Raw genomic sequence first — 23,741 nt, forward strand, 5'->3', positions numbered from 1 at the left:
TGCTGGGGCGCTCAGGCCGGCTGCAGCGGGTCTTCCTTGATCAGCGGGTAGACGCCGTTCTCGTCGTGCACTTCCCGGCCGGTCACCGGCGGATTGAACACGCACACGGTGCGCATCTGCGTGCGTGGGCGCAGGACGTGCTTGTCGTGCTGGTCGAGCAGGTACATCGACCCGGGCCGCAGTTCATGCACCTCGCCGGTGGCGACGTCGGTGATGTCCCCCTCGCCCTCGGTGATGAAGACCGCCTCGATGTGGTTGGCGTACCAGAACTCGTTCATCGTGCCGGGCTTCAGGACGGTCTCGTGGAGAGAGAACCCGACGCGGTCCTTGGCCAGCACGATCCGGCGCGAGCGCCAGTTCTCGGTCGTGATGTCGGCGTCGGTGTCGGAGATGTCATCCAGGTGGCGGACGATCATGATGTGGCGAGCTCCTCAATCTTGTCGGCCGGGTTGGCGGCGAGGACGTCGTCGATGGACTCCTCGAGGATGGTCATGCCGCGCTCGAACTCATCCTTGGTCATGGTCAGCGGCGGCAGCAACTTCAGCACCTCACCCTCCGGGCCGGAGGTCTCGGCGAGCAGGCCACGCTCGAATGCAGTCGTAGTGACCTGGTCGGCGAGCTCACCGTTGGCGAACTGCAGTCCCCGGGCCATGCCGCGGCCCTTGGCCACCAGCTGGTGCTCCTCGTACTGGGCCACGATGCGGTTGAACCGGGACTCGACCTGCAGGCCGCGGGCGACGGTCTGCTGCTTCAACGACTCATCCCGCCAGAAGTGACGAATGGACTCGGCAGCGGTAGCGAAGGCCGGGCCGATGCCACGGAAGGTGCCGTTGTGCTCACCCGGTGACCAGATGTCCAGGTCCGGACGGATCAGGGTGACGGCCATCGGCAGGCCGTACCCGGAGAGGGACTTGGACAGTGTGACGATGTCCGGGACGATGCCGGCCTCTTCGAAACTGAAGAACGAACCGGTGCGTCCCACACCCATCTGGATGTCATCGATGATGAGCAGCACGCCGTGCTTCTTGCACAACTCGGACAAGTTGCGCAGCCACTCGGCGCGGGCCGTGTTGAGCCCACCCTCACCCTGGACGGTCTCCACGATCACCGCGGCGGGCTCGTTCAGGCCCCCGCCACCATCGCCGAGCAACTTCTCGAGGTAGATGAAGTCCGGGACGTCCCCGTTGAAGTAGTCGTCGTAGGGCATCGGGGTGGCATGTACCAGGGGCAGGCCCGCTCCGCCACGCTTCATCGCGTTTCCGGTCACCGACAGTGCCCCGAGCGTCATACCGTGGAAGGCGTTGGTGAAGTTCACCACCGACTCCCGGCCGGTGACCTTGCGCGCCAACTTCAGTGCGGCCTCGACGGCGTTGGCGCCGCCCGGTCCGGGGAACACCATCTTGTAGTCGAGATCGCGGGGCTTGAGGATCTCGTTGTGGAAGGTGGCCAGGAAGTCGTCCCGTGCCGGGGTGAACATGTCCAGGGAGTGCACCACCCGGTCGCTGGTGAAGTAGTCCAGCAGCGTTTCCTTCAGGTGCGGGTGGTTGTGGCCGTAGTTCAGGGCCCCGGCGCCGGCGAAGAAGTCAAGATAGGCCCGGCCGTCGACGTCGTGGATCGTCGCGCCGGAGGCGCGATCGAACGAGGTGGGCCAGGACCGGGAGTAACTGCGAACCTGGGATTCCAGTTCGACAGTGCTCATAGGACGGGTCTCCGTTTCATTGGCGTTCGTGCGCATCGGGCCGATGCGCACTAACCCCTCGGCCTCGTGGCCGTCGGGGAAGTCTTCGGTGGTGAACATCTCGCGGCGGTTCAGTTCGGTGCCGCGGGAGCGGGCGAAACTGGTGAACAACCGCTGTGAGGCGGTGTTGTCCGCAGTGATGGTCGCCTCGACGTAGGTGGCCTCGGTCGCCACGTCGTCAAGCAGGCGCAGACCCAGTTGGCGACCGCGGTGCTCGGCGGCAACGGCGATCTGCCATACGAACAGGGTCTCGGGCTCGGACTGACGACGGTAGCCGAGTACGAAGCCGGCAGGTTCACCGTCAACCTCGACGATGCGACAGGTCTGCGCGAAGTCCCTGGCGAACAACAGGTAGGCGTAGGAGGTGTTCAGATCGAGGGATCCGGAATCGCGCGCCAGGCGCCACATGGCGGCGCCGTCCTCAACGGTTGGGTTTCGAAAAGTAATCTGGGCAGTAGGGGGCGGGGTCGTTGTGGAAGTAGTCATACCGCCATTCACCGTAGCGAGGTTGCGGCCGGATCTAAACCGGTCCCCGGGGCTGATCCGGGCCCAGGTGGGGCGGATCGCCGGCGAGTGGATTCGGGGTAATCGTTGGTAGCGCAACCGAAGCTCGGGGTGGATCAATGGCGGGTAAATCAATTGAAATCTCGTCCGGATAGTGAGACGAATCACGTCGGCCCGAGGGAGCCCCGGTGAGATCGTTAGACACGTCACAAGGTCGCCGACCCGGGAGTTCGGTGGTCCGGCACAGGTGAACCTGCGCCGGAAGGGCTGAGAATCCGCGGCTTCGTCGCGATTGCGCCCAGATGCCGATGTGTGCGGCGGAACCGGTGAGTGAGCGGCGGGAGTATTATCAAGTGGTAGCTCCGGACTGAAAGTGTGATTGGGTATCTGGTGCGCTTGTGATGCGAGCATGGTCGGGCACGTCGGTCGAGGGCGGGTTGTCCCGGCCGCGGGTCAGGACGGGTACGTGGCGCGTGCGTCCATCCCCGCCGGCCGGTTCCGAGCAGCACACTCTCGCGATGCCCTTCAGTTGAGACGCACCCGGTACGCATCACCAGTAGCGCTGCTCACCAAACATTGATCTCCAGCGGAGTGCCTGTGACCCTCATCGTCCAGAAGTTCGGCGGATCGTCGGTGTCCGACGCCGCCAGTATCGCCCGTGTCGCCAAACGGGTCGTCGACACCAAACGTGCTGGTCACGAGGTGGTCGTCGTCGTCTCCGCGATGGGTGACACGACCGATGAACTGCTGGACCTGGCCAGGCAGATCAGTCCCAACCCCCCGGCCCGGGAGATGGACATCCTGCTGACCGCCGGGGAACGCATCTCGATGGCGCTGCTGGCGATGGCGATCTCCGAACTGGGCGTCAATGCCCAGGCCTTCACCGGACAACAGGCCGGGGTCATCACCGACACCGCGCACGGCAACGCCCGGATCGCCGAGGTCACCCCGAAACGGATCCAGGCCAGCGTCGACGGCGGCTCGGTCGCGATCGTGGCCGGGTTCCAGGGCGTCACCCAGACCACCAACGACGTCACCACGCTGGGCCGGGGCGGTTCGGACACCACCGCGGTGGCACTGGCAGCCGCGCTGCAGGCCGAGGTGTGCGAGATCTACACCGACGTCGACGGCATGTTCACTGCCGATCCCCGGATCGTGCCCACGGCCCGGCGGATCGAACGCATCTCCACCGAGGAAACACTGGAGATGGCAGCCCACGGCGCGAAGATCCTGCACCTGCGAGCCGTCGAGTACGCTCGCCGCTACGGCGTCACCCTGCACGTCCGCAGTTCGTTCTCGGAGAACTCCGGCACCCTGGTCACCGATGAAGAACCCGAAGAAGGAAGCATGGAAGACCCCCTGATCTCCGGCGTCGCACACGACAGGTCCCAGGCGAAGGTGACCGTCATCGACGTACCCGACATCCCCGGTTCGGCCGCCCGAGTGTTCGAGGCAGTCGCCGCGGCCGGCATCAACCTGGACATGATCGTGCAGAACGTCCCCACCACCAAGGGCAGCGGCGTCACCGACATCTCCTTCACCCTGACCACCGAACACGCCGAATCCGCCGCGAACGCGTTGCGCGCCTGCCGGGACGAGATCGGCTACCACGACGTGGTCTTCGACAACGGCGTGGGCAAACTCTCACTCGTCGGCGCCGGGATGCGATCCCACCCCGGGGTGGCCGCGAAGTTGTTCGGTGCCATCCGCGATGCCGGCATCAACATCGAGATGATCTCCACCTCGGAGATCCGGATCTCGGTGGTGACCCGGCGGCGGGACCTGGACAAGGCGGTCCGCGCTGTGCACGAGGCGTTCGACCTGGACGCCGATGAGGTCGAGGCCGTGGTCTACGGAGGGACGGGACGCTGATGGGTGTCGACCTGGCAATCGTGGGAGCCACCGGGCAGGTCGGTGAAGTCATGCGCACCCTGCTGGCGCAGCGCAACTTCCCGGCTGATCGGGTCCGCTTCCTGGCCTCACCGCGTTCGGCCGGCACCACCCTGCCGTGGGGCGATGAGCAGATCGTGGTGGAGGACAGCACCACAGCCGACGTCGAGGGCGTCGACATCGCGCTGTTCTCGGCCGGTTCGGGTACCTCCAGGACCCTGGCTCCCCGGTTCGCCGAGGCCGGCGCGGTCGTGGTGGACAACTCCTCGGCCTTCCGGTCCGACCCCGACGTCCCGCTGGTGGTCTCCGAGGTCAACCCCGAGGCCCTGCGCCACATCCCCAAGGGCATCGTGGCCAACCCCAACTGCACGACCATGGCCGCGATGCCGGTGCTCAAGGTGCTGCACTCCGAGGCGGGGCTGCAACGACTGATCGTCTCGACCTACCAGGCGGTCTCCGGATCCGGGCTGGCGGGCGTGGACGAACTGCAGACCCAGGCGCGGGCCGCGGTGGAGCAGGATCTGGCCGCCCTGACCCATGACGGGCACGCGTTGAACCTGCCGGAGCCGGCCACCTACACCGCGCCGATCGCGTTCAACGTGCTGCCCCTGGCCGGTTCCCTGGTCGATGACGGCTCCGGTGAGACCGACGAGGACCAGAAGCTGCGCAACGAGTCCCGCAAGATCCTGGGCCTTCCGGATCTGCTGGTGTCGGGAACCTGCGTGCGGGTGCCGGTATTCACCGGGCACTCGTTGTCCATCAACGCCGAGTTCGAGCGCCCGATCAGCCCGGAGCGGGCCCGTCAGGTGCTCTCCGGCGCCTCGGGCGTACGGCTGCAGGAGGTACCCACCCCGCTGGATGCGGCTGGGATCGATGACAGCCTCGTCGGGCGCATCCGCACCGACCCGGGCGTTCCGGACGGTCGCGGGCTCGCGCTCTTCGTGTCCGGTGACAACCTGCGCAAGGGCGCAGCCCTGAACACCATCCAGATCGCGGAGTTGCTCGCCCAGGGCTGAGCGCTGGGCCCAGCGCTCAGCCCCCGGACACTAGCGGGCCGGAGGCACGTGTTCGTGCACGAACACCAATTGAGCGCGCATCTGCGCGATCCGGTCGGTGTCCACATGGGTGCCGTGCCCCAGGTTGTCCACGCTGGTCGAGACGTGACCGCCCGCGGCGCGCAGCGCCTGGACGTATCCCTCGATCTGGCCGATCGGCCCGCGGGTGTCGTTGCGGGAGGCCCCGATCAGCACCGGCGCGCGCACCTGGTCCACGTACGTTATCGGGGAGGCCTTGCGGTAGGCCTGCGGCACTTGCTCCGGCGTCCCGCCGAACATGGACCGGTCCCACGCCTGGCGCGCCGCGGACTCGCTGCGGTAAGCCTCGACGGTGTCGGCCACCGGCGCCACGGCGATGGCGGCCGCCCATCGTTCGGGCTGGGTGCCCAGACCCAGCAGGGTCAGGTACCCGCCCCAGCCCTTGCCGGACAGCACCGACCTTCCCGGGTCCAGCACGCCGTCATCGATCAGTGTCTGGTGCACGGCAGCCACGTCGGCGAGTTCGGCGAACCCGGTGTCGGCACCCAGCCCCTCGCGCCAGGTGTTGCCGTATCCGGTGGAGCCGCGGAAGTTCACGTTGAGCACGGCCAGGCCGTGATCGACCCACGCCGCGGCCTCCGCGTCGAAGGCGTCGGTGTCGTGAGCGTGCGGGCCGCCGTGCAGGCGCACGACCACCGGGTGGGGTTCGCTGACCCCGGGCGGGCGGCGCAGCAGCGCATGCACGGCCCCGCCCGGCCCGTCCGCCCAGACGTCGGTCACCGGGACCGACGACGGCGCCCGGGTGCCCACGTGCAGAAGTTCGGCACCGGTGCTGGTCGCCGTGACCGCCGGGGGCTCGGCCGCTGAGGACCAGTGTGCCCAGGCGTCCTCGTCCGGGCGTGGCGTGGCGGCGGTGACCGTGCCCGACCTGGGCCCGACGGCGTGGGTGCGGCCGTCGGAGAGCCGGTAACGGTACAGCAGGGTGCGGGCACGGTGGTCCACACTGACCAGGAGCGAGCGGGCGTCGGGGGCCCAGGAGGCGCCCGCCACGTCGCCCGGCAGGCCCAGGTCCACCGGTCGCTGCAGCGAATTGACCACATCCCAGATGAGCAGCGCCGGGCTGCCGGTGCGCTCGTGGCGGACCAGGAGCCGGTGGTCCCCGGCGACCGGCGCGAACGATTGCGCCCACAGGCCCAGGCCCGCACCGTCGTCGAGGTCCGCCACCACGGTGCCGGTGTCCGCGCGCACCACCCTGATCGCCGGGTGCAGGGCGTCCCCCCGTTCGGAGTGGCTGATCGCCACCAGGTTCCCGTCCCGACTCAGTGCGGCCACCCGGGCGTCCTGGGCGTGGGCGTACAGCGGCACCGGCGCCGTGGCCCCGTAACCGGCTGCGCCTACCAGCACCTGGTGGACCTGGGTGCCGTAACGCGGATCGGAGCGTCCCACGATCGCGGTGCCGTCGGCGCCCAGCACGAGCCCGGCGTCGTAGGCCGGGGCAAGGTCGATGGCGCTCTCGTGGCGATGCAGGGTGGAGCCGAAGGAGTAGCGGGGCGGCGTGGAGCCGAAGGGTTGGCGCCGCCATGTGCCGAACTCGTTGCCGTCGGTGTCGTCGAACCACCAGATCCACTGCCCGGTGGGGTCGATCGTGGCGCGGGTGGTGCCGCCGGGACGGTCGGTGGCCCGGACCAGCCGCCCGGTGCCGGACTCGAAGGAGTGCACCTGCAATGCGCCCCCGGAGCTGGCGATCAGTGCCGCCCGCTCCGGCGCCAGGGAGGCCCACTCGGGCAGGAAGACGCGCCCGGCCCGGAAGCGTTGCTCCCAGCGCGGGGGCGGGTACAGGCCAGCGGGATCAGGAGTTCGGATCAGAATCCTCCGGATCGATCGCCCTGGGTCCGGCTTCCTCGCGGTCCCGGAGCTGGCGGCGCGCGCGCACCACCAGGGCCAGCACCACGCCGACACCGGCCAGGGCGAAGATCAACCCCCAGGGGAGCAGCGGCTGGGCTTCGGTCTCGGGGACCTCATCTGCGGGGGCCTGGGCGGCGGCATCCCCGCCGGCAGCCTCATCCCCGGCATCGGTGTCACGATTGCCCGCGCCCTCACCCGTGCGGGCCTCGCCGTCCTCGGTGGCATCCGGCGCTGCGTCGCCGGCATCGGGCTCGCTCCCGGCTTCGGGGCCGGTGGCCTCGGCAGCGGTGAAGGTGAACTCCCCGGAGACCGGGTGCCCATCTGCGGAGACCACTCGCCACTGCGCGGTGTACTCCCCGGCCGGACGGTCCTCGGTGAGGTCGTGGCTCAGCGTCGGGCCGCTGATCCGGGGGTCACCGTCCTGGACCTCGTTTCCGTCGGCGTCTGTGATGAGTACCTCGGCTCCGATCTGCTCGAGGTGCTCGTTGAAGGTCAACACGATCTCATCGGGTGCCTCGTTCAGTTCGGCGCCGTCGGCAGGGTCTGACTCGATCAGTTCGGCGTGGGCGTGGGCCGGGCTCGACCAGACCACGGCGACGGCCAGGACGAGGGCACCGACGACCGCGACGCCGAGGCCGCGTACCAGGCGCACCCACCCGGGTGCAGAGGCCGGGCGCGGTGGATGGGCGGACGCGAGGACGAGAGCACTACTCATGGCGCCTAGCCTAGTTCGGCCCAGGGGGGCAGGATGCCTCAGCGGGCGACTCGGCGCGGGAAGAACCACGCGGTCAGTGCGACGGCCACGGCGATGACGCCGGCGCTCCAGGCCAGGGCCACGAGCGCCTCGGACCCCACCGAGCCACCGGCGAGTGCCGTGCGGATCGTCTCGACGACCGGGGTGACCGGCTGGTGGGCGGCGAACGGTTGCATCCAGGCCGGCATCGTCTCGATCGGTGCGAAGGCGCTGGAGGCGTAGGGCAGGAACAGCAGGATGAACCCGTACCCGCTCGCCGCCTGGGGGGATTCGGCGATCAGCCCGAGCATGGCGAACAGTGCGGTGACAGCCAGGATCCAGAGCGCCACGATGGCGGTGGCGATGACCCAATCAAGGATGCCCGCGCCGGGACGGTAGCCCACCGCCACCGCGACGGCAACCACGAGCGCGGTGCTGACGAGGTTCCGTGCCAGTGAGGCCAGGGTGTGGCCAGCCAGCACGGTCGCACTGGGGATCGGCATGGTACGCAGCCGGTTCATGGTGCCGGTGGTCATGTCCATGCTCACCGAGACCCCGGTCCCGGCGGCGCCGAACCCCGCGCAGGTCAGGATGATGCCGGGCACCACGTAGGTGAGGTAGTCGGTGCGGCCTCCTGCGCCGACGTCCATCGCCCCACCGAAGACGAAGGTGAACAGCAGCAACATCATCACCGGCAGGATCACCGCCATCAGGAGGGACTCCACGTCCCGCAGGCTGTGACGCACGCTGCGCCCCACGAAGATGCTGGAGGCGCGCAGGACGCCGGAGCCGGGCGTCAGGGGAAACGTGGTCATCGCTGTGCTCCTTGAAGTCGGGTGGGGGTATCGCCCCCCGGGCGGGGGCCTGCGGGAACCGGTGCGCCCGGCGTCGGGCCGGAGGCGCCCGGGTCGGCCGGATCCGCCTGGGCACCCGGGTCCGGAGCCGGTCCGGCGCCGGTCAGGTGCAGGAACGCCTCGTCCATGGTGGGGCGGCGCAGGGACACCCGTGCCCCGGGCTGGCTCCTGGCCAGATCGGCCAGGATGTGGGTGACGTGGCCGACCGAGCCGTCAGTGGGGAACTCGCTGGTCAGGTGACCCTCGTCGTCGCGCAGTTGCAGAACGGTGCCTCCTACCCCGGATTTCAGTTCCTCCGGGGTTCCCTGGGCCACGATCGTGCCCCGGTCCAGCACCGAGATCCGCTCGGCGAGCACGTCGGCCTCCTCCAGGTACTGCGTGGTGAGGAACACGGTGGTCCCCGCCTGGGCGAGGGCGCGGATCTGATCCCACAGACCCTGCCGGCTGCGCGTATCCAGGCCGGTGGTGGGTTCGTCCAGGAACAGCAGCGCCGGGGCGCAGATCATGCTGATGGCCAGGTCGAGACGGCGCCGCATCCCTCCGGAGTAGGTGCTCACCGCCTTACTCGCTGCCTCGGTCAGATCGAACTGGTGCAACAGGTCGGCACCGCGGGTGCGCGCGTCTGCGCGGGACAGGCCCATGAGCCTGCCCATCATCACCATGTTCTCGGTACCGGAGAGGAGTTCGTCCACGGCGGCGAACTGACCGGTCAGGCTGATCATGCGCTGCACTGTGCGTCGGTCCCGGGGCAGGGCGCGGCCCAGGATGCGGACGCTGCCGGCGTCGGGTGGGACGAGGGTGGACAGGATGTTGATCAAGGTGGTCTTACCGGCACCATTGGGTCCGAGCAGGGCGTGGATGCGCTCATCGACCCTCAGGTCCAGGCCATCCAGGACGGTGTGGGTGCCGTAGGCCTTGCGCAGTCCGGTGACTTCGATGGCCGGTGCGGATGACATGGTGCGCTTCTGTTTTGCGTGTGACATATACAGAGCATGACACACGCAGTGGATGTCGTACACAGTCAATTTCCGAACCGGGCGCACTGGCACCGCCGGCACGTGCCACCATTGGGCGATCGGACCCAGCGCAGTGAGGTGGCATGAAGGACACGACCGAGCACGGCATCCCGCGAGTGGTGGCCATCGCCTGGGGGATGCTTGAGGCGCCCCAGCGCGGGCCGAGTCGCGCGCTGAGCCATGAGCGGATTGTGAGCGCGGCGATCGAGATCGCCGATACCGACGGACTGGCTGCGGTGACGATGCAGCGGGTGGCGCAGTCGCTGGGGTTCACCACGATGTCGCTGTACCGGTACGTCTCCAGCAAGGACGAACTGCTGACGCTCATGCAGGACGCCGCCGTGCAACTGCCCAAGTCCGGCACGTGGCCGCCCCCGGAGGGGTGGCAGGAGGGCCTGCGGCAGTGGGCCGCCCACCTGCGCGACATCTACCGGGCCCGGCCCTGGCTGCTGGAGATCCCGCGTAACGCCACCGCGTTGCTGATGCCCAACTCGATGGAGGTCGCCGACCGGGCGCTCGCGGTGCTGTCGACGGTTCGGATCACGATGGAGCAGAAGATCGCCGTGGTGCTGAACCTCAGCCTGATGGTGGCTGGGTTCGTCCGGCTGGAGCAGGAACTGACCTCGGCAGAAGATCTCACCCTCGATGCCGAGGGTCTGGCGCTGCTCAGCGAAGTCATCACCGATGAGCGCCTGCCCACCCTGGGCCCGATGACCCGGGCGGGGGAGTACGTCGCCAGACCCGACTCGGGGGAGTCGCAGGACGTCGACGTGGAGTACAGCATGGGCCTGGACTGGATGATCGCCGGAATCGAGCGCTTGGACGCCGCCGCCACCGAGTAGGCCCCGGCCCGCACCGCCCCATCGGTACGGGTGTAGGGTGGAGGCATGCGTTGTGCGACCCAGTATTGGTTTAGCGTGTCGGCCCCGGCCGGCGCGTTGACGAACTGACGCGCAACCGGAGCCGACACAAGGCGTGGACCCCAAGGTCCGCGCCTTTCGCCATTCATGAGGCGGTCGCTCCGGTCAGGGCGGTCCGCCCGAACCGAGAGGACCCCCATGCTCACTGCTGAACGCACCAACGACCTGCGGGTGCGCAGTATGCAGGCACTGCCCACACCGGCACAGGTGCTTACCGAGTTGCCGCTGCCCGCCGCGGGCGCGGACCTCGTCGCCCGCTCGCGCAGAGCAGCCCAGCGCATCCTGGACGGTTCCGATGACCGCTTGCTCGTCGTCGTCGGTCCCTGCTCGGTGCACGACCCCGCCGCCGCACTGGACTACGCGCGGCGGTTGGCGGTGCTGACCGAGGAGCTCGATGAGGACCTGCACGTGGTGATGCGGGTGTACTTCGAAAAGCCCCGTACCACCACGGGGTGGAAGGGCCTGATCAACGATCCCGGGATGGACGGCAGTTACGACATCCCGCGCGGATTGCGGCTGGCCCGACAGGTGCTGCTGGACGTGCTGGCCACCGGTGTGGGTGTGGCGTGTGAGTTCCTGGAGACCACCTCACCGCAGTACATCGCCGATACGGTCAGCTATGGCGCGATCGGGGCTCGAACCGTGGAGTCCCAACTACATCGCCAACTCGCCTCGGGCCTGTCGATGCCGATCGGCTTCAAGAACTCCTCCGACGGCGACGTGCAGGTGGCCATCGACGGCACTGTGGCCGCGGGTGCGGAGCAGACCTTCCTGGGCGTGGACTCCGGCGGGCGCAGCGCCGTGGTGCGCACCACCGGCAACGCCGACGCACACGTGATCCTGCGGGGTGGGCGCAGCGGCCCCAACTACGCCCCACCGGCCCTGACCGATGCCCTGGATCTGCTGGAGGTTGGTGGGCGCGGGCGGCGGCTGGTGGTGGACGCCTCGCACGGGAACTCGGGCAAGGACCACGTGCGCCAGGCCCAGGTGGCCGGGGAGATCGCCGCACAGGTGGCCACGGGCCAGGACGGCATCGCCGGGGTGATGCTGGAGAGTTTCCTGGTGGCGGGGCGCCAGCAGCCGGCGCCGGCCGGGTTGGTGTACGGGCAGTCCGTCACCGATGCGTGCATGTCCTGGGAGACCACCGAGCAGGTGCTGGAGCAGCTGGCCGCGGCCGTCCGGGCCCGCCGGGTGGGTGCGCCCGCGACGGCGCCGGGTGAGGCACTGGTCGCCGGCTGACGGCCTCGCCGGCCGGATCCGCGCGGGCCTCAGCGGGCCAGCAGCGGTCCGTCGTCGGGCTGGTCGAGGAATGCGCGGGCGTCGGTGAGTCGCTCGATGGTGGACTCGGCCAGCGGCTCGGGCAGGTCCTGCGGTCGGAACCAGCCCACGGCCTCGGACTCGTCGTCGCCCACGCGGGCGGTGCCGGAGACGTAGTCGGCCACGAAGTTCAGGTTCAGGTACTGGGCGACGTCGCCGTTGCCGTGGGTGATCACCGGGGTAGCGCGGATCGAGGCCAGGGCGCGCACCCGGGCGACCACACCGGTCTCCTCGGTGATCTCCCGTTCGAGGGCCGGCACCGGTTCCTCCCCGGGCTCGGGGATGCCGGAGATGACCGCCCACAACCCGTTGTCGGAGCGTTTGCCGAGCAGGATCGACCCGTCCTCGCGCAGGACGACCGCGCTGAGTCCGGGCAGCCACAGCAGGTCGTGACCGATCCGGGTGCGCAGGGTTCGGATGAACTCGGGGATGGGCATGCTGGTGAGCCTGCCATGGTGGCCGGCGGCCGCGGCGCAGGATCGCCGCCAATGGCCTCGATGGCGAGCCTGGCCGTCGAGGGCGAGCCTGCTGGCACTCGCCCTCGGCTGTCACGCTCGCCCTCGGCTCCCGGTGGCGGGGCCGGCGCAAAGGCATTGCAGGGTGATGAACCAGCCCACGACCGTGGGCGGCTCAGGCGATGAGGGCCTCGATCTCGGCGGGGGAGAGGACGTGGTCGATCGCCATCGCGCTGGCTCCGAGCACGCCGGCGTTCTCCCGCCCCTTGGAGAGCACGATCTGCAGGTCCTGGGTGGCCAGCGGCAGTGAGCGCCGGTAGACCACCTCGCGGATCCCGGCGACCAGTTGCTCCCCGGCCTCGGCGAGGATCCCCCCGATCACCACGATCGAGGGGTTGAGCAGGCTCACCGCGGCGGCCAGTACGGAGCCGATCTCCCGTCCCGCCTGGTGCACCGCCCGGGTGGCGGCGTGGTCGCCGGAGCGCACCAGGGCGACCACGTCGGAGCTGGTGCGGGCGGCCAGGCCCTCCCGCGCCAGTGTCTCGGCGATGGCAGCACCCCCGGCGATCGCCTCCAGGCAGCCGAGGTTCCCACACCGGCACGGCACCTGCGCACCGCTGGGCACCGCCACGTGCCCGATGTCCCCGGCCGAGCCCTGGGCCCCGCGGTGCAGCACTCCTTCGGAGATGATGCCCGCCCCGATCCCGGTGCCGAGTTTGACGAAGAGCATGTCGGCCACGCCGGGCCACCAGGTGCGGTGCTCACCCAGCGCCATGATGTTCACGTCGTTGTCCACCAGCACCGTGGTGCCCAGTCCGGCGGCCAGGATCGCCGGGACGTCGGTGTCGTCCCAGCCCGGCATGATCGGCGGGTTGATCGGGCGTCCGGTGGAGTGCTCCACCGGGCCGGGCAGCCCCACACCGACCGCCACCAGGTCGGTCAGGGTGCGACCGGCGCTGGCCACCAGGTCGCGCCCGGCCGTCACCACATGGGTCAGGACCGATTCGGGTCCGTCGGCGATCGGTTGGGTGGCGTAGGTCCGGGCGAGCACGTTGGCGGCAAGGTCGGTCAGGGCGAGGCGGGCGTGCGTGGCGCCGAGGTCCACCGCGAGTAGCACGCGGACGTCCGACTGGAAGGCGAAGGTGGTGGGCGGACGGCCGCCGGTCGAACTCGCTTCACCGGCCGGGGCGATCAGACCGGCGGCCAGCAGGGAGTCGACCCGGGCGGCGATGGTGGAGCGGGACTGCCCGGTGATGCGGACCAACTCCGCGCGGGTGCGGGCGGACCCGTTGCGGAACAACTGGAACAACTCACCCGCACCCGTGGTCCGGGTGGCCACTCGCACCGGTTGGCTCATGGTTTCAGTGAATCACGAAGCACGAGGGCCCTGACCTGCACATGGTGCAGATCAGGGCCCTCCATCGTCGGGGTGGCGGGATTTGAACCCACGACCTCCTCGTCCCGAACGAGGCGCGCTACCAAGCTGCGCCACACCCCGAGCCCGGTCAGGATAGCCGAGGTGGGCACCCGAGGTGAAATCGGCTCCGGGTGGGACTGATCACCCCGCCGGGGACGGCGATCAGGCCCGTGGGATGAGAGTCAGCAGGGTGGCCTCGGGACGGCACGCCAGCCGAACCGGGGTGAACGGGGAGGTGCCCAGACCGGCGCTGACGTGCAGCCAGACCGAACCGGCACCCTGGTCCTGCTGGTCGCCCGGCCAGGCGTGCAGACCCTTGGCCATGGCCGGCGGCAGGTCACAGTTGGTCACCAGCGCCCCGTACCCGGGCACGCACAGCTGCCCGCCGTGCGTGTGCCCGGCCAGGACCATGTCCGTCCCGTCGGCGCGCATCGCTGTGAGCACCCGGGCGTAGGGGGCGTGGGTGAGGCCCAGTCGCAGCACCGCGCGGGCGTGCTCGGGCTCGCCGGCTGCGGTCGACGGCGTGGCGTCGGCCCGGGTGGAGGTGGTCGACGGTGCGGGGTCCGGGAGCGGCAGTTCGTCGCGGTGCAGGTGTGGGTCGTCCACACCGACCAGGGCCACATCCAGGTCCCCGAGCCTGATCCGGTCGCGCCGGTTGGTCAGATCCGACCAGCCGTGCGCCCGCAGCGCGGCGCCGAGTTCCTCCCCGGGCAGGCGCGGAGCGGAGGGGGGCGTGCCCGCGCGGCGGGGCCGCAGGTACCGCAGCGGGTTCTTCGGCACCGGCGCGTAGTAGTCGTTGGAGCCCATCACGAAGGCGCCGGGGGCGCCCAGGAGGGGCCCGAGGGCCTCCAGCACCGCCGGCAGCGCGCGGGCGTGGGCCATGTTGTCCCCGGTGTTGATGACCAGGTCAGGACGCAGACCCGCGAGCGCGCGCACCCATGCGATCCGGCGCCGGTCCCCGGGCAGCAGATGCAGGTCGGAGATGTGCAACAGCCGCACCGGGTCCGAGCCGGCAGGCAGCACCGGCACCTGCACCCGGCGCAGCGCATACCAGTGCGCCTCGATCAGCGACCACGCCAGCACGCCGGAACCGGCGCTCACCAGTGCCGCGGCCGCGGTACCCAGGCGCCCGCCTGCGCGGGCAGTTCGCCCGAGCGCCGTCCCGGCCGCCGTGGTGCTCAGTCTCCGCCCCTGCCGCCACCGCGGTTGCCGCGCTCACCAGGGTCGGATTCGTCCCCGTTGTTGCCCCTGTCGGAGCCGCTGTTGCCCGGGCCGGAGGCGTCGGCATTGCCACCACCACGGGAGCCGGCTTCGTTGTCCCCGCCGCCGGAGTCCTCATCGCCGGAGTCGTCCTCGTTCGAGGCGCTCTGGCTCGGGCGCAGGGTGATCGTCGAACCGGGCTGCACCTGGGTTCCCGAGATCGGTTCGGTGGCACCGACGTCGCCGTCGTCGGCCCAACTGTTGCTCACCGGATCGCCCACGTTCACCCGGAAGCCCTCGGACTCCAGGTAACGCGTCGCGCCGTCAATACCCCAGCCGACCACGTTCGGCACCGGGACCCGGTCACCGTGGATGTAACGTTCCTCGGCCTCGGGGAAGCCTTCCACGGACATGCCGTCCACAGCCTGGGCCATGTAGCGCTGCCAGATCGGCACCGGCAGCACGCTGGAATACACCCGCGGGTAGTACTGGCCGTTGATCGTAGTGCCGATCATCGGCGTGGGCTCCTCGGAGTGACCCACCCACACCGCGGTGGCGAGCTGGGGCACGTAGCCGACGAACCAGGCGGCGGCGTTGTCGTTGGCGGTCCCGGTCTTGCCGGCGACGGACCGTCCGGGCAGCGCAGCGGCCGAGCCGGTGCCCTGGGACTCGCTGACCACCTGCTGCAGGGAGTGGTTCAAGCCGTTGACCACGTCGGCGTCCAGACGCTCCTCACACCCGGCCTCGGGGACGGTGAACTCCTCGCCGTCGGCGTCGGTGACGGAGGTGATCGCCACCGGCTGGCAGTAGGTGCCGCCGGAGGCGAAGGTCGCGAAGGAGGCCGCCATGGTCAGCGGGGCGATCTCATTCGCGCCGAGCACCATCGAGGGGGACAGCCGCAACGGCCGGCCGGAAACCGGGTCCGTGCCGGTGCCCACGTGCACACCGGTGGCCCGGGCGATCTCGTCGACGCCGCACACGTCCATCTGGTTGGCCATGTCCACGAATGCGGTGTTCACCGAGCGGGTGGTGGCCTCCTGGACACTCATCATCCCGGTACCGATGCCCTCGATGTTGCGGGGCTCGTAATCGTCCGCCACGTCCGGGGCGCAACTGAAGTTCCACGACTCGCGCGGGAACTCCTGGCCCTGGGAGCCGTCCACCCGGTCGGCCAGAGTGTTGCCCTGGCGCAGCCACTCGGCCAGCACGTACACCTTGAAGGTCGAGCCGGTCTGGAACCCGCCGCCGCCACCGAAGGCGCGGTCGACGTTGAAGTTCACCTCGGTGTTACGGGTGGCATCCTCTGCGGGCCTGCCGTAGTCGGTGTTCTGGGCCATCGCCTTGATCTCACCGGTCCCGGGTTCCACGGTGGAGATCGCGGTCGAGACCCCGGAGGGGTCATCAGCAGGGATGGCCTCCATCGCGGTCTGGTGCGCCTGCTCCTGCATGTCCAGGTCGATCGTGGTGTGGATCTCCAGGCCCCCGCGCAGGAGCAACTGGCGCCGTTCGGCCTCGGTCTCCCCGAACGCGGGGTCATTGGTGATGATGCTGGTGACGAAGTCACAGAAGTAGGCGGCATGGCCCGCGGCGCCACACCCGGTGGGGGTGGGGGTGACCTCGAGCATGTCCTCCACGTTGGTGGCGACGGCCTCGTCGTACTCCTCCTGGGTGATGAAGTCTTCGGCGAACATGCGGCTGAGCACACGGTCCCGGCGCACCTGGGCGTTCTCCGGGTGGACCTGTGGGTTCCACCGGGCAGGGGACTGGGTGACGCCGGCCAGGAGCGCGGACTCGGCAATGTTCAGGTCCGCGGCGCTCTTGTTGAAGAAGTACCGGGCAGCAACCTCCACGCCGTACTGGGATGGTCCGAACTGGGCGATATTGAGGTAGCCCTCGAGGATCTCGTCCTTGCTGCGTACCCGCTCCAGGGCGATGGCGAGTTTGGCCTCCCGCAACTTGCGCCCCAGGGTGGCCGCTCGGGCGGCTTCGACGGCCTCGGGATCATTGGCGATCTGCCCGGCCTCGATCAGCACGTTCTTGACGTACTGCTGGGTCAAGGTGGAACCGCCCTGGACGGTGTTGCTGGTCAGGTTCGTCACGGCCGCCCGCATCAGTCCCTCGGGGTCCACACCCCCGTGCTCGTAGAAGCGGTGGTCCTCGATGGCGATCACCGCGTCGGCCATGTGCGGAGAGATCTCCTCCAGCGCCACCACGATGCGGTTCTGGGCGTAGTAGGTAGTCAGTAGCGTGCCGTCCGCGGCGTACATCCGGGACTGCTCGGAGACCCGTTCGCTGCCCAGGTCCTCGGGGAGTTCGTCGAAGAGTTCGGTGGAGGCGTTGGCCGTGGCCCCGACAGCGGCGACCATCGGCATCACCAGCCCTGCGGTAAGTACGCCACCGGTTGCTGCCACCAGCACGAATGCCAGGAACAGCGACAGCAACTGAGCGGGATTCACCGCCCGCGAACTACGGGAAGGAGGCTTGGCCATCCCACTAGCCTACGATGCGTACGCGCATGTGAGCCGTCGGCGGGGCCGGATCGGCTATCGCGTGCCACACATCCGGGCAAGGTTCACACTTCCTTCACGGGGCCGAAGTTTGGCAAACCATGCCGCCGTACCTTATGTTCTCAAGAACAGGTAAAGTGCGGAGCGGTATAGGGGCCGCTTCCACCCCTCAACGTGGAGGTTCTTGCGATGAGTGTGGACATCGATCAGAGTTGGACGGCCCGTGCCGCCTGCGCCAAGGAAGCGCCGGATGACTTGTTCGTCCAAGGTGCCGCGCAGCGGTCGGCACGAGAGATCTGTTTCTCGTGCACGGTCCGCACCGAGTGTCTGGCGGATGCGCTGGACAATCGAATCCAGTTCGGGGTCTGGGGCGGAATGACCGAGCGGGAACGCCGCGCACTGCTGCGCCGCAGTCCCGAGGTGGGGTCCTGGTCGGAGTTGCTGGAGGGGCTCGATGGCAACGACCTCGACGTGCTGCTCGGGCAGCGCTGGGGTCTGGGCCGGAACCGGCGCAGCGTAGCGCGGGCCGCCGGCAGTTAGTGCCCTGACCGTTCGTCGGTGGGCGGGGCGGGTCCGCGTGAGCCCGGCGCACGCGCTGACGTAGGATCGGCCCATGGCTACTTGGGAGTACGCAACGATTCCGTTGATCATCCACAACACCAAGGCGATCCTGGACCAGTGGGGTGCGGACGGCTGGGAACTCGTACAGGTCGTGCCCGGTCCGGAAGGGACCAACAACCTGGTTGCCTACCTGAAGCGGGAGAAGAGCGAATGAGCGTGTCGGCGCGCCTGGCTGAACTGGGCATCGAACTGCCGGAGGTGGTCGCGCCGCTGGCCGCCTACACTCCGGCGATCCGCCATGGCGACCTGGTGTTCACCTCCGGGCAGCTCCCCGTGGTAGGTGGCGAGTTGCAGGCCGCCGGCAAGGTAGGGGGGGAGATCAGCCCCGAGTACGGCTATGACCTCGCCCGGCTGTGCGCCCTGAACGGGGTCGCGGCGGCCGCCCACATCGCCGGCGACGTGGATCATCTCAGTGGCGTGGTCAAGGTGGTCGGATTCGTCAACTCAGCCGCGGATTTCAGCGGCCAGCCCGGTGTCATCAACGGTGCCTCGGAGGCCTTGCAGGAGATCTTCGGTGACGCCGGCGTGCACGCTCGCTCCGCCGTCGGTGTGGCGGCGTTGCCGCTGGGAGCTCCGGTCGAGGTGGAGTTCGTCTTCTCCCTCTCCTGAGCGCCCGGGTGCTGGTCAGCGGGCGCGGCGGCGGAGCCGCTCGATGTCGATGAGGGTGACGCTGCGTCCGTGCAGTTGCAACCAGCCACGGGAGGAGAACTCCGCCAGCGCCTTGTTCACCGTCTCCCGGGTGGCGCCGACCAGTTGGGCCAGTTCCTCCTGGGTCAGGTCGTGGGTCACGCGCACCCCGTGATCGGTCTGCTGGCCGAACCGGCGGCCCAGGTCCAGCAACGCCCGGGCCACCCGGCCGGGAACGTCGGAGAAGATCAGCGAGGAGACCGTGTTGTTCGTGCGCCGCAACCGCTGGGCCAGGGAACGCAGCAGGTGCTGGGAGATCTCGGGGCGTTCATCGAGCACACGCAGCAACTCGGTGTGGCTCAACTCGGCCAGCTCGGTGGTTGCCAGCGCCGTGGCGGTCGCGGTGCGCGCGCCCGGGTCGTAGAGCGAGACCTCACCCAGGATCTCCCCGGGACCAAGGATGGCCAGCAGGTGCTCACGGCCATCCGGCGCGGTGTGCCCGAGTTTGACCTTGCCCGAGGCCACGATGAACAGCCGGTCGCCCGGGGAGCCCTCGTGGAAGATCTCCTCGCCGCGCCGGAAGGTCAGGTCGGTCATCTTGGCCCGCACCGCGGCAAAGCTTTCGTCGTTCAGCTCGGCGAAGAGCGGCGCTGCGCGCACCACGGCCTCGTTCATCGAAGAATCCCTTTCATCGTGTGCACCGTCTGTGAGGTATTCCACAGTGTGTCATGAGATGGCGCCCGCGCAGGTCAGGACGGCGCGCCGCGTCCTCAGTCGTCCCGGTGAACCCTATCCAGCCAAGCGGTGAGCGCCGCTGTGGTCTGCTCCGGTGCTTCCTCGGGCAGGAAGTGTCCGGCGTCGGCGATCACTACTCGTCGGTAACCGGAATCGGTCAGGTCCCGGTCCCGGTCCGCGGCCCCCACCGGCAGGAATCGGTCCGCTCCCCCGTGGATGGCCAGCACCGGCACCCGGACCGTGGCGGAGACCGCGCGCCGGTAGGCGCGCCCGTCGCTGCGGGGAGTGGAGCGCACCAGCCACCGCACCTGCTCCATCGCGGAATGGGCGGAGAAGGACAGCCGCATCGAGTCGGCGTAGATCTGTGCCTGCCCACAGCGCCACCCCGGAGCCGACCAGTCCTCGAGAACCCGATAGGCCATGGTCCCGTGGGTCAGGGAGCGTTCGGGGAACCACGGCGCCTGCACGCGCGCCAGCCACCGGATCGTGCGCAACGGAGCCGTCCGGGCGGTGGCCGCAGCCAGTCGCGCGGGGTGCGGCGCCGCCAGGGTCGCGACCGCGCGCACCACCCCGGGCGTCAGCGACGGCATGGCCCAGGCGACCTGCCCGCCCAGGCCATGACCGACGACGCCGGCGCGGGCCGCGCCGAGGGAGCGGATCACCGCGGCCACGTCGGCGGCCAGGACCGGCAGGTCGTACCGCCCCGGAGGCTTGTCCGAGGCGCCGTACCCGCGCAGGTCCAGGGCGGCCACCCGGTAACCCCGCTCACCCAGGGCGACGAGTTGGTGGCGCCAGGCGAACCAGTTCTGCGGAAAGCCGTGCAGCAGCACCACCAGCGGGGTGGTGCCATCATCCGGCCCGGTCAGGGCGGCGTGGATGCGGGTGCCGTTGGCCGGGATCATCCGGTGCTGCCACGGTCCTTCGCGCAGAACCAGATTGGGGTCGCTCACGCTGATCAGGCTAGTGCCGGCGGGCGGGACCGGTGGCACCGCCCGCCGGCGCGCGCAGAACGCGTCGCGGTCAACTCGAGGCTGTGGGTGCGTTCATCCCCTGGGTGATCAGGTCCATCACCGAGGAGTCAGCCAGGGTGGTGACGTCCCCGACCGGGCGCTTCTCGGCCACGTCACGCAGCAGCCGGCGCATGATCTTGCCCGATCGGGTCTTGGGCAACTCAGCCACCACCAGGATCGAACGGGGCTTGGCGATCGCACCGATCTCCCGGGCGACGTGGTTGCGCAGGACCGAGACGACATCGTCACCCTCACCCACCTCATCGGCTCGTTCGACGGCCTCACCGCGCAGGATCACGAACGCCACCACCGCTTGCCCGGTGGTGTCGTCCGAGGCCCCCACCACGGCCGCCTCGGCGACCCACTCGTGGGAGACCAGGGCGGACTCGATCTCGGTGGTGGACAGGCGGTGCCCGGATACGTTCATCACGTCGTCCACGCGTCCGAGCACCCAGATGTCACCGTCGTCGTCGTACTTGGCGCCGTCCCCGGCGAAGTAGGTGCCCTCGAAGCGGGACCAGTAGGTGTCGCGGAAGCGCTGCTCGTCACCCCAGATGCCGCGCAGCATCGCCGGCCACGGCTTGGTGATGACCAGGTAGCCGCCACCGCCGGGGCCCACGTGCGTGCCGGCGTCGTCCCAGACCTGGGCCTGCACGCCGGGGATGGCGACCTGGGCCGAGCCGGGGGTGAGGGTGGTGACACCGGGCAGTGGGGAGATCATGATCGCCCCGGTCTCGGTCTGCCACCAGGTGTCCACCACCGGGGTGCGGTCGCCACCGATCACGTGGCGGTACCACATCCACGCCTCGGGGTTGATCGGCTCACCCACGCTGCCCAGAATGCGCAGGGAGGACAGGTCGTGCTCGGCCGGGATGGACTCGCCCCACTTCATGAAGGTGCGGATCGCGGTGGGCGCGGTGTAGAGGATCGACACCTTGTACTTGGCCACGATCTCCCACCAGCGGCCTCGGTGCGGGGTGTCCGGGGTGCCTTCGTACAGCACCTGCGTGGCGCCGTTGATCAGCGGGCCGTAGGTGACGTAGGAGTGACCGGTGACCCAGCCGACGTCGGCGGTGCACCAGTACACGTCCGTCTCGGGCTTGAGGTCGAACACGTGGTGGTGGGTGAAGGCGGTCTGGGTCAGGTACCCACCGGTGGTGTGCAGGATCCCCTTGGGCTTACCGGTGGTTCCGGAGGTGTACAGGATGAACAGCGGGTGCTCGGCGTCCACCGAGACCGGTGCGTGCTCGGTGGAGGCCCGGGCGACCTGCTCGTGCCACCAGAGGTCCCGGCCGTCGGTCCAGTCCACGTCCTGCTCGGTGCGGCGCACCACCAGCACGTTGGTGACGGAGGATCCCCCGGAGACCAGCGCCTCGTCCACGGCGGGTTTGAGGGCGGAGGGCTTGCCCCGGCGGAAGCCGCCGTCGGCGGTGATGACCACCTTGGCCTCGGCGTCCTCGATCCGGGTGCGCAGGGCATCGGCGCTGAACCCCCCGAAGACCACCGAGTGGGGCGCCCCGATCCGCGCACAGGCCAGCATCGCGATGACGGCCTCGGGGATCATCGGCAGGTAGATCACCACCCGGTCCCCGGTTCCCACCCCCAGGTCTCCCAGCACGTTCGCCACGCGGGAGACCTCGTCCTTGAGCTGGGCGTAGGTCAGCGTGGTGGAGTCCCCGGGCTCACCCTCGAAGTAAATCGCCACCCGGTCACCCAGGCCGTTCTCCACGTGCCGGTCCACCGCGTTGTACGTGGCGTTCAGGCGCCCGTCGGCGAACCAGCGTGCCGTCGGTGCATCGGAGAAGTCCAGATCCTGCGTGAACGGGGTATCCCAGGTCAGCAGCGAGCGCGCCTGCTCCGCCCAGAACCCGGGCATGTCGGCGTTCGCCTGCTCGTAGAGCTCCGGTGAGGAGTTGGAACTGGCAGCCAGTGCCTCATCGGGTGGGAACGCGCGCTTCTCCTGCAGCAGGTTCTCCAGTGCGGGTGACGAGTTGTTTGAGTCGTTCATCAATCCTCCAGGCAGCCTCAATGGTGCAGATCCATCCATACCCTAAGACGATCGGAGCGCTCCGCGGTACCTGGGACGCTGGATCAGCGGCGACCGGACCGGTCCGGTGGCTCAGAGCGCCTCGACAGCTGCGCGGCGGCGTTCCTCACGCCGGCCCTGCCGGCGCGCACCGTGGGAGATCACCCCGGCGAGGATCAGCACGACTCCGTAGGCCAGGATCCGCCCGGTGTTGCCGTCGGTGAGCAGGTGGTCGTAAACGTTCTGCCCGAACTGGCCCAGCCGGGTGAAGATGTCGGAGTACTCCGCCAGGAAGTCCTCGACCATCTGGGGGATCGCCAGGAACGCACCGCCGATCAGGGTCGCGATGCTGCCCATGATGATCGGACCCACCGAGGACCACCGGGCCCCGATCAGCACGACCGCCAGCAGGAGGAGCCCACCGGCGATCTCCACCAGGGCGCCGAAGTGGATGGCATCGGGTGCCACCTCGCGTGCGTTGCTCCAGCGCTCCCCACCGTCGGCGATCAGGTACCAGGCCGGCGGTGTGAACACCAGCGTGATCAGCACGACCCACCAGTGCGCCTGGGCGCGCGAGCGCGGCGGGTCGTCCCAGTCCTGGAACGGGTCCTCCTCGTTGATCTCGGTCCGGGAGCGGCGCGCGTCGTCGGGGGCCGCGGGGGCCCGGCCGGTCTGCCCGGGCGCGGTCGCGCCCGGGGCGGGGAGGGCGGTGGTGCGTACCTCACCCTCGGCCGGTTCCTTATCGGCGTCGCGGGAGCGCCCGAAGCGACCGAACCGGCGCTCGCGCTCTTCGCGCAGGGCGGCGTCGTCGTCGTGGGTCGGGGACGCGGCCGGTACGGCCATCGTGGCCTCGTCCTCGGTTGAGCCGCCGGTGTAGTCGGCGTTCCCGCTTCCTGCCTCACCGGGCGAGCGGGCACCCGGGTCGGCGTCGGTGGCGGACCGATCGACGTCAGAACGCTCGGAGGAGGAACTCATGGCCGTTGTGGGTTCGGCGTCGCCTGGTCCCCTCCAGGAGTCCCCGGCGGTGCCGGTGCCCTCGGCAGGGGCGGGGCCGGGCAGCGGCCCGGGAGAGACTTCCTCGCCCGCCGCGGCCCCGGGTGCCTTATCGGAGGTGACGGGCTCGACGTCATCACCTTGGTCGCGTGCCTCGTCATGGCGCGGGTCAGTGCTCACAATGCCTCCAGGTTGATCCGGATGCGTTCACCGTAGCGATCCGATGCTGGCCGCGCCCC

At 69.5% G+C, this 23,741-nt stretch carries 21 protein-coding genes and 1 tRNA gene; 7 read left to right on the plus strand and 15 right to left on the minus strand.

What is annotated here, in order from left to right:
* Positions 1-11: 11 nt before the first annotated feature.
* Complete coding sequence (locus ACO0LU_RS01080; RefSeq protein ID WP_424789584.1) at positions 12-416, minus strand: ectoine synthase; 405 nt, start codon at positions 414-416, stop codon at positions 12-14.
* Positions 413-2,653, minus strand: coding sequence for a diaminobutyrate--2-oxoglutarate transaminase (ectB, locus tag ACO0LU_RS01085; RefSeq protein WP_424789585.1), 2,241 nt, complete (start codon positions 2,651-2,653; stop codon positions 413-415). Before ectB ends, ACO0LU_RS01080 begins: the two co-directional genes overlap by 4 nt.
* Positions 2,654-2,839: 186 nt before the next feature.
* On the opposite strand from ectB, the gene ACO0LU_RS01090 reads away from it, so the two are divergent.
* The gene (locus ACO0LU_RS01090; protein ID WP_424789586.1) at positions 2,840-4,114 is read left to right on the plus strand and encodes an aspartate kinase; all 1,275 of its coding nucleotides are present in this window, start codon (positions 2,840-2,842) and stop codon (positions 4,112-4,114) included.
* The gene (locus ACO0LU_RS01095; protein ID WP_424789587.1) at positions 4,114-5,148 is read left to right on the plus strand and encodes an aspartate-semialdehyde dehydrogenase; all 1,035 of its coding nucleotides are present in this window, start codon (positions 4,114-4,116) and stop codon (positions 5,146-5,148) included. The genes ACO0LU_RS01090 and ACO0LU_RS01095 overlap by 1 nt, the downstream gene beginning before the upstream one ends.
* A 30-nt stretch (positions 5,149-5,178) precedes the next feature.
* Here the strand turns inward: ACO0LU_RS01095 and ACO0LU_RS01100 are convergent, their stop codons facing one another.
* From ACO0LU_RS01100 to ACO0LU_RS01115, 4 genes are all read right to left on the minus strand, one after another.
* Complete coding sequence (locus tag ACO0LU_RS01100) at positions 5,179-6,885, minus strand: alpha/beta hydrolase family protein (protein WP_424789588.1); 1,707 nt, start codon at positions 6,883-6,885, stop codon at positions 5,179-5,181.
* A gap of 130 nt (positions 6,886-7,015) precedes the next feature.
* Complete coding sequence (locus ACO0LU_RS01105) at positions 7,016-7,786, minus strand: copper resistance CopC family protein (protein ID WP_424789589.1); 771 nt, start codon at positions 7,784-7,786, stop codon at positions 7,016-7,018.
* A gap of 38 nt (positions 7,787-7,824) precedes the next feature.
* Complete coding sequence (locus tag ACO0LU_RS01110) at positions 7,825-8,619, minus strand: ABC transporter permease (RefSeq protein WP_424789590.1); 795 nt, start codon at positions 8,617-8,619, stop codon at positions 7,825-7,827.
* The gene (locus ACO0LU_RS01115; RefSeq protein ID WP_424789591.1) at positions 8,616-9,641 is read right to left on the minus strand and encodes an ATP-binding cassette domain-containing protein; all 1,026 of its coding nucleotides are present in this window, start codon (positions 9,639-9,641) and stop codon (positions 8,616-8,618) included. Before ACO0LU_RS01115 ends, ACO0LU_RS01110 begins: the two co-directional genes overlap by 4 nt.
* A 116-nt stretch (positions 9,642-9,757) precedes the next feature.
* Between ACO0LU_RS01115 and ACO0LU_RS01120 the strand changes: the two genes are divergently transcribed.
* Together ACO0LU_RS01120 and ACO0LU_RS01125 are read left to right on the plus strand one after the other, a co-directional pair.
* Positions 9,758-10,516 (plus strand): TetR/AcrR family transcriptional regulator, encoded by a 759-nt coding sequence (locus tag ACO0LU_RS01120; RefSeq protein ID WP_424789592.1) that lies wholly within the window; start codon positions 9,758-9,760, stop codon positions 10,514-10,516.
* A gap of 216 nt (positions 10,517-10,732) precedes the next feature.
* The gene (locus tag ACO0LU_RS01125; protein WP_424789593.1) at positions 10,733-11,833 is read left to right on the plus strand and encodes a 3-deoxy-7-phosphoheptulonate synthase; all 1,101 of its coding nucleotides are present in this window, start codon (positions 10,733-10,735) and stop codon (positions 11,831-11,833) included.
* 29 nt (positions 11,834-11,862) lie between these two features.
* Here ACO0LU_RS01125 and ACO0LU_RS01130 read toward each other — a convergent pair whose 3' ends face one another.
* The 5 genes from ACO0LU_RS01130 to ACO0LU_RS01150 form a co-directional block, all read right to left on the minus strand.
* A complete protein-coding gene (locus ACO0LU_RS01130) occupies positions 11,863-12,348 on the minus strand; it encodes an NUDIX hydrolase (RefSeq protein ID WP_424789594.1) in 486 nt (161 codons plus the stop codon).
* A gap of 193 nt (positions 12,349-12,541) precedes the next feature.
* Positions 12,542-13,723: an ROK family protein gene (locus ACO0LU_RS01135; protein ID WP_424789595.1), complete on the minus strand. Its 1,182-nt coding sequence runs from the start codon at positions 13,721-13,723 to the stop codon at positions 12,542-12,544.
* A gap of 67 nt (positions 13,724-13,790) precedes the next feature.
* Positions 13,791-13,864: transfer RNA gene (locus ACO0LU_RS01140), tRNA-Pro, on the minus strand.
* An 81-nt stretch (positions 13,865-13,945) separates the two neighbouring features.
* Positions 13,946-14,884, minus strand: a complete 939-nt coding sequence (locus ACO0LU_RS01145) for a metallophosphoesterase (protein ID WP_424789596.1) — start codon at positions 14,882-14,884, stop codon at positions 13,946-13,948.
* A gap of 77 nt (positions 14,885-14,961) precedes the next feature.
* On the minus strand, positions 14,962-17,472 hold the full coding sequence (locus ACO0LU_RS01150; RefSeq protein WP_424789597.1) for a transglycosylase domain-containing protein: 2,511 nt from the start codon (positions 17,470-17,472) through the stop codon (positions 14,962-14,964).
* 207 nt (positions 17,473-17,679) lie between these two features.
* On the opposite strand from ACO0LU_RS01150, the gene ACO0LU_RS01155 reads away from it, so the two are divergent.
* From ACO0LU_RS01155 to ACO0LU_RS01165, 3 genes are all read left to right on the plus strand, one after another.
* Positions 17,680-18,030 carry a WhiB family transcriptional regulator gene (locus tag ACO0LU_RS01155; protein ID WP_424789598.1) on the plus strand — a complete coding sequence of 117 codons (351 nt, stop codon included), beginning with the start codon at positions 17,680-17,682 and terminating at the stop codon, positions 18,028-18,030.
* A gap of 73 nt (positions 18,031-18,103) precedes the next feature.
* Entirely contained in the window at positions 18,104-18,265 is a 162-nt protein-coding gene (locus ACO0LU_RS01160) for a DUF4177 domain-containing protein (RefSeq protein ID WP_424786761.1), read from the plus strand.
* Positions 18,262-18,720: a RidA family protein gene (locus tag ACO0LU_RS01165; RefSeq protein ID WP_424789599.1), complete on the plus strand. Its 459-nt coding sequence runs from the start codon at positions 18,262-18,264 to the stop codon at positions 18,718-18,720. Before ACO0LU_RS01160 ends, ACO0LU_RS01165 begins: the two co-directional genes overlap by 4 nt.
* Before the next feature lie 15 nt (positions 18,721-18,735).
* On the opposite strand, the gene ACO0LU_RS01170 is transcribed toward ACO0LU_RS01165, so the two are convergent.
* The 4 genes from ACO0LU_RS01170 to ACO0LU_RS01185 all read right to left on the minus strand — a co-directional run bounded on the left by ACO0LU_RS01170 (position 18,736) and on the right by ACO0LU_RS01185 (position 23,682).
* On the minus strand, positions 18,736-19,413 hold the full coding sequence (locus ACO0LU_RS01170) for a Crp/Fnr family transcriptional regulator (protein WP_424786759.1): 678 nt from the start codon (positions 19,411-19,413) through the stop codon (positions 18,736-18,738).
* Between the two features lie 95 nt (positions 19,414-19,508).
* Positions 19,509-20,423 carry an alpha/beta fold hydrolase gene (locus tag ACO0LU_RS01175; protein WP_424789600.1) on the minus strand — a complete coding sequence of 305 codons (915 nt, stop codon included), beginning with the start codon at positions 20,421-20,423 and terminating at the stop codon, positions 19,509-19,511.
* 70 nt (positions 20,424-20,493) lie between these two features.
* Complete coding sequence (acs, locus tag ACO0LU_RS01180; RefSeq protein ID WP_424789601.1) at positions 20,494-22,491, minus strand: acetate--CoA ligase; 1,998 nt, start codon at positions 22,489-22,491, stop codon at positions 20,494-20,496.
* Between the two features lie 111 nt (positions 22,492-22,602).
* Entirely contained in the window at positions 22,603-23,682 is a 1,080-nt protein-coding gene (locus ACO0LU_RS01185) for a hypothetical protein (protein ID WP_424789602.1), read from the minus strand.
* Positions 23,683-23,741: the final 59 nt, after the last annotated feature.

It is taken from the genome of Pseudactinotalea sp. Z1748 (genome assembly GCF_049725185.1).
In the GTDB taxonomy this organism is placed as follows: Bacteria; Actinomycetota; Actinomycetes; order Actinomycetales; family Beutenbergiaceae; genus CALKWS01.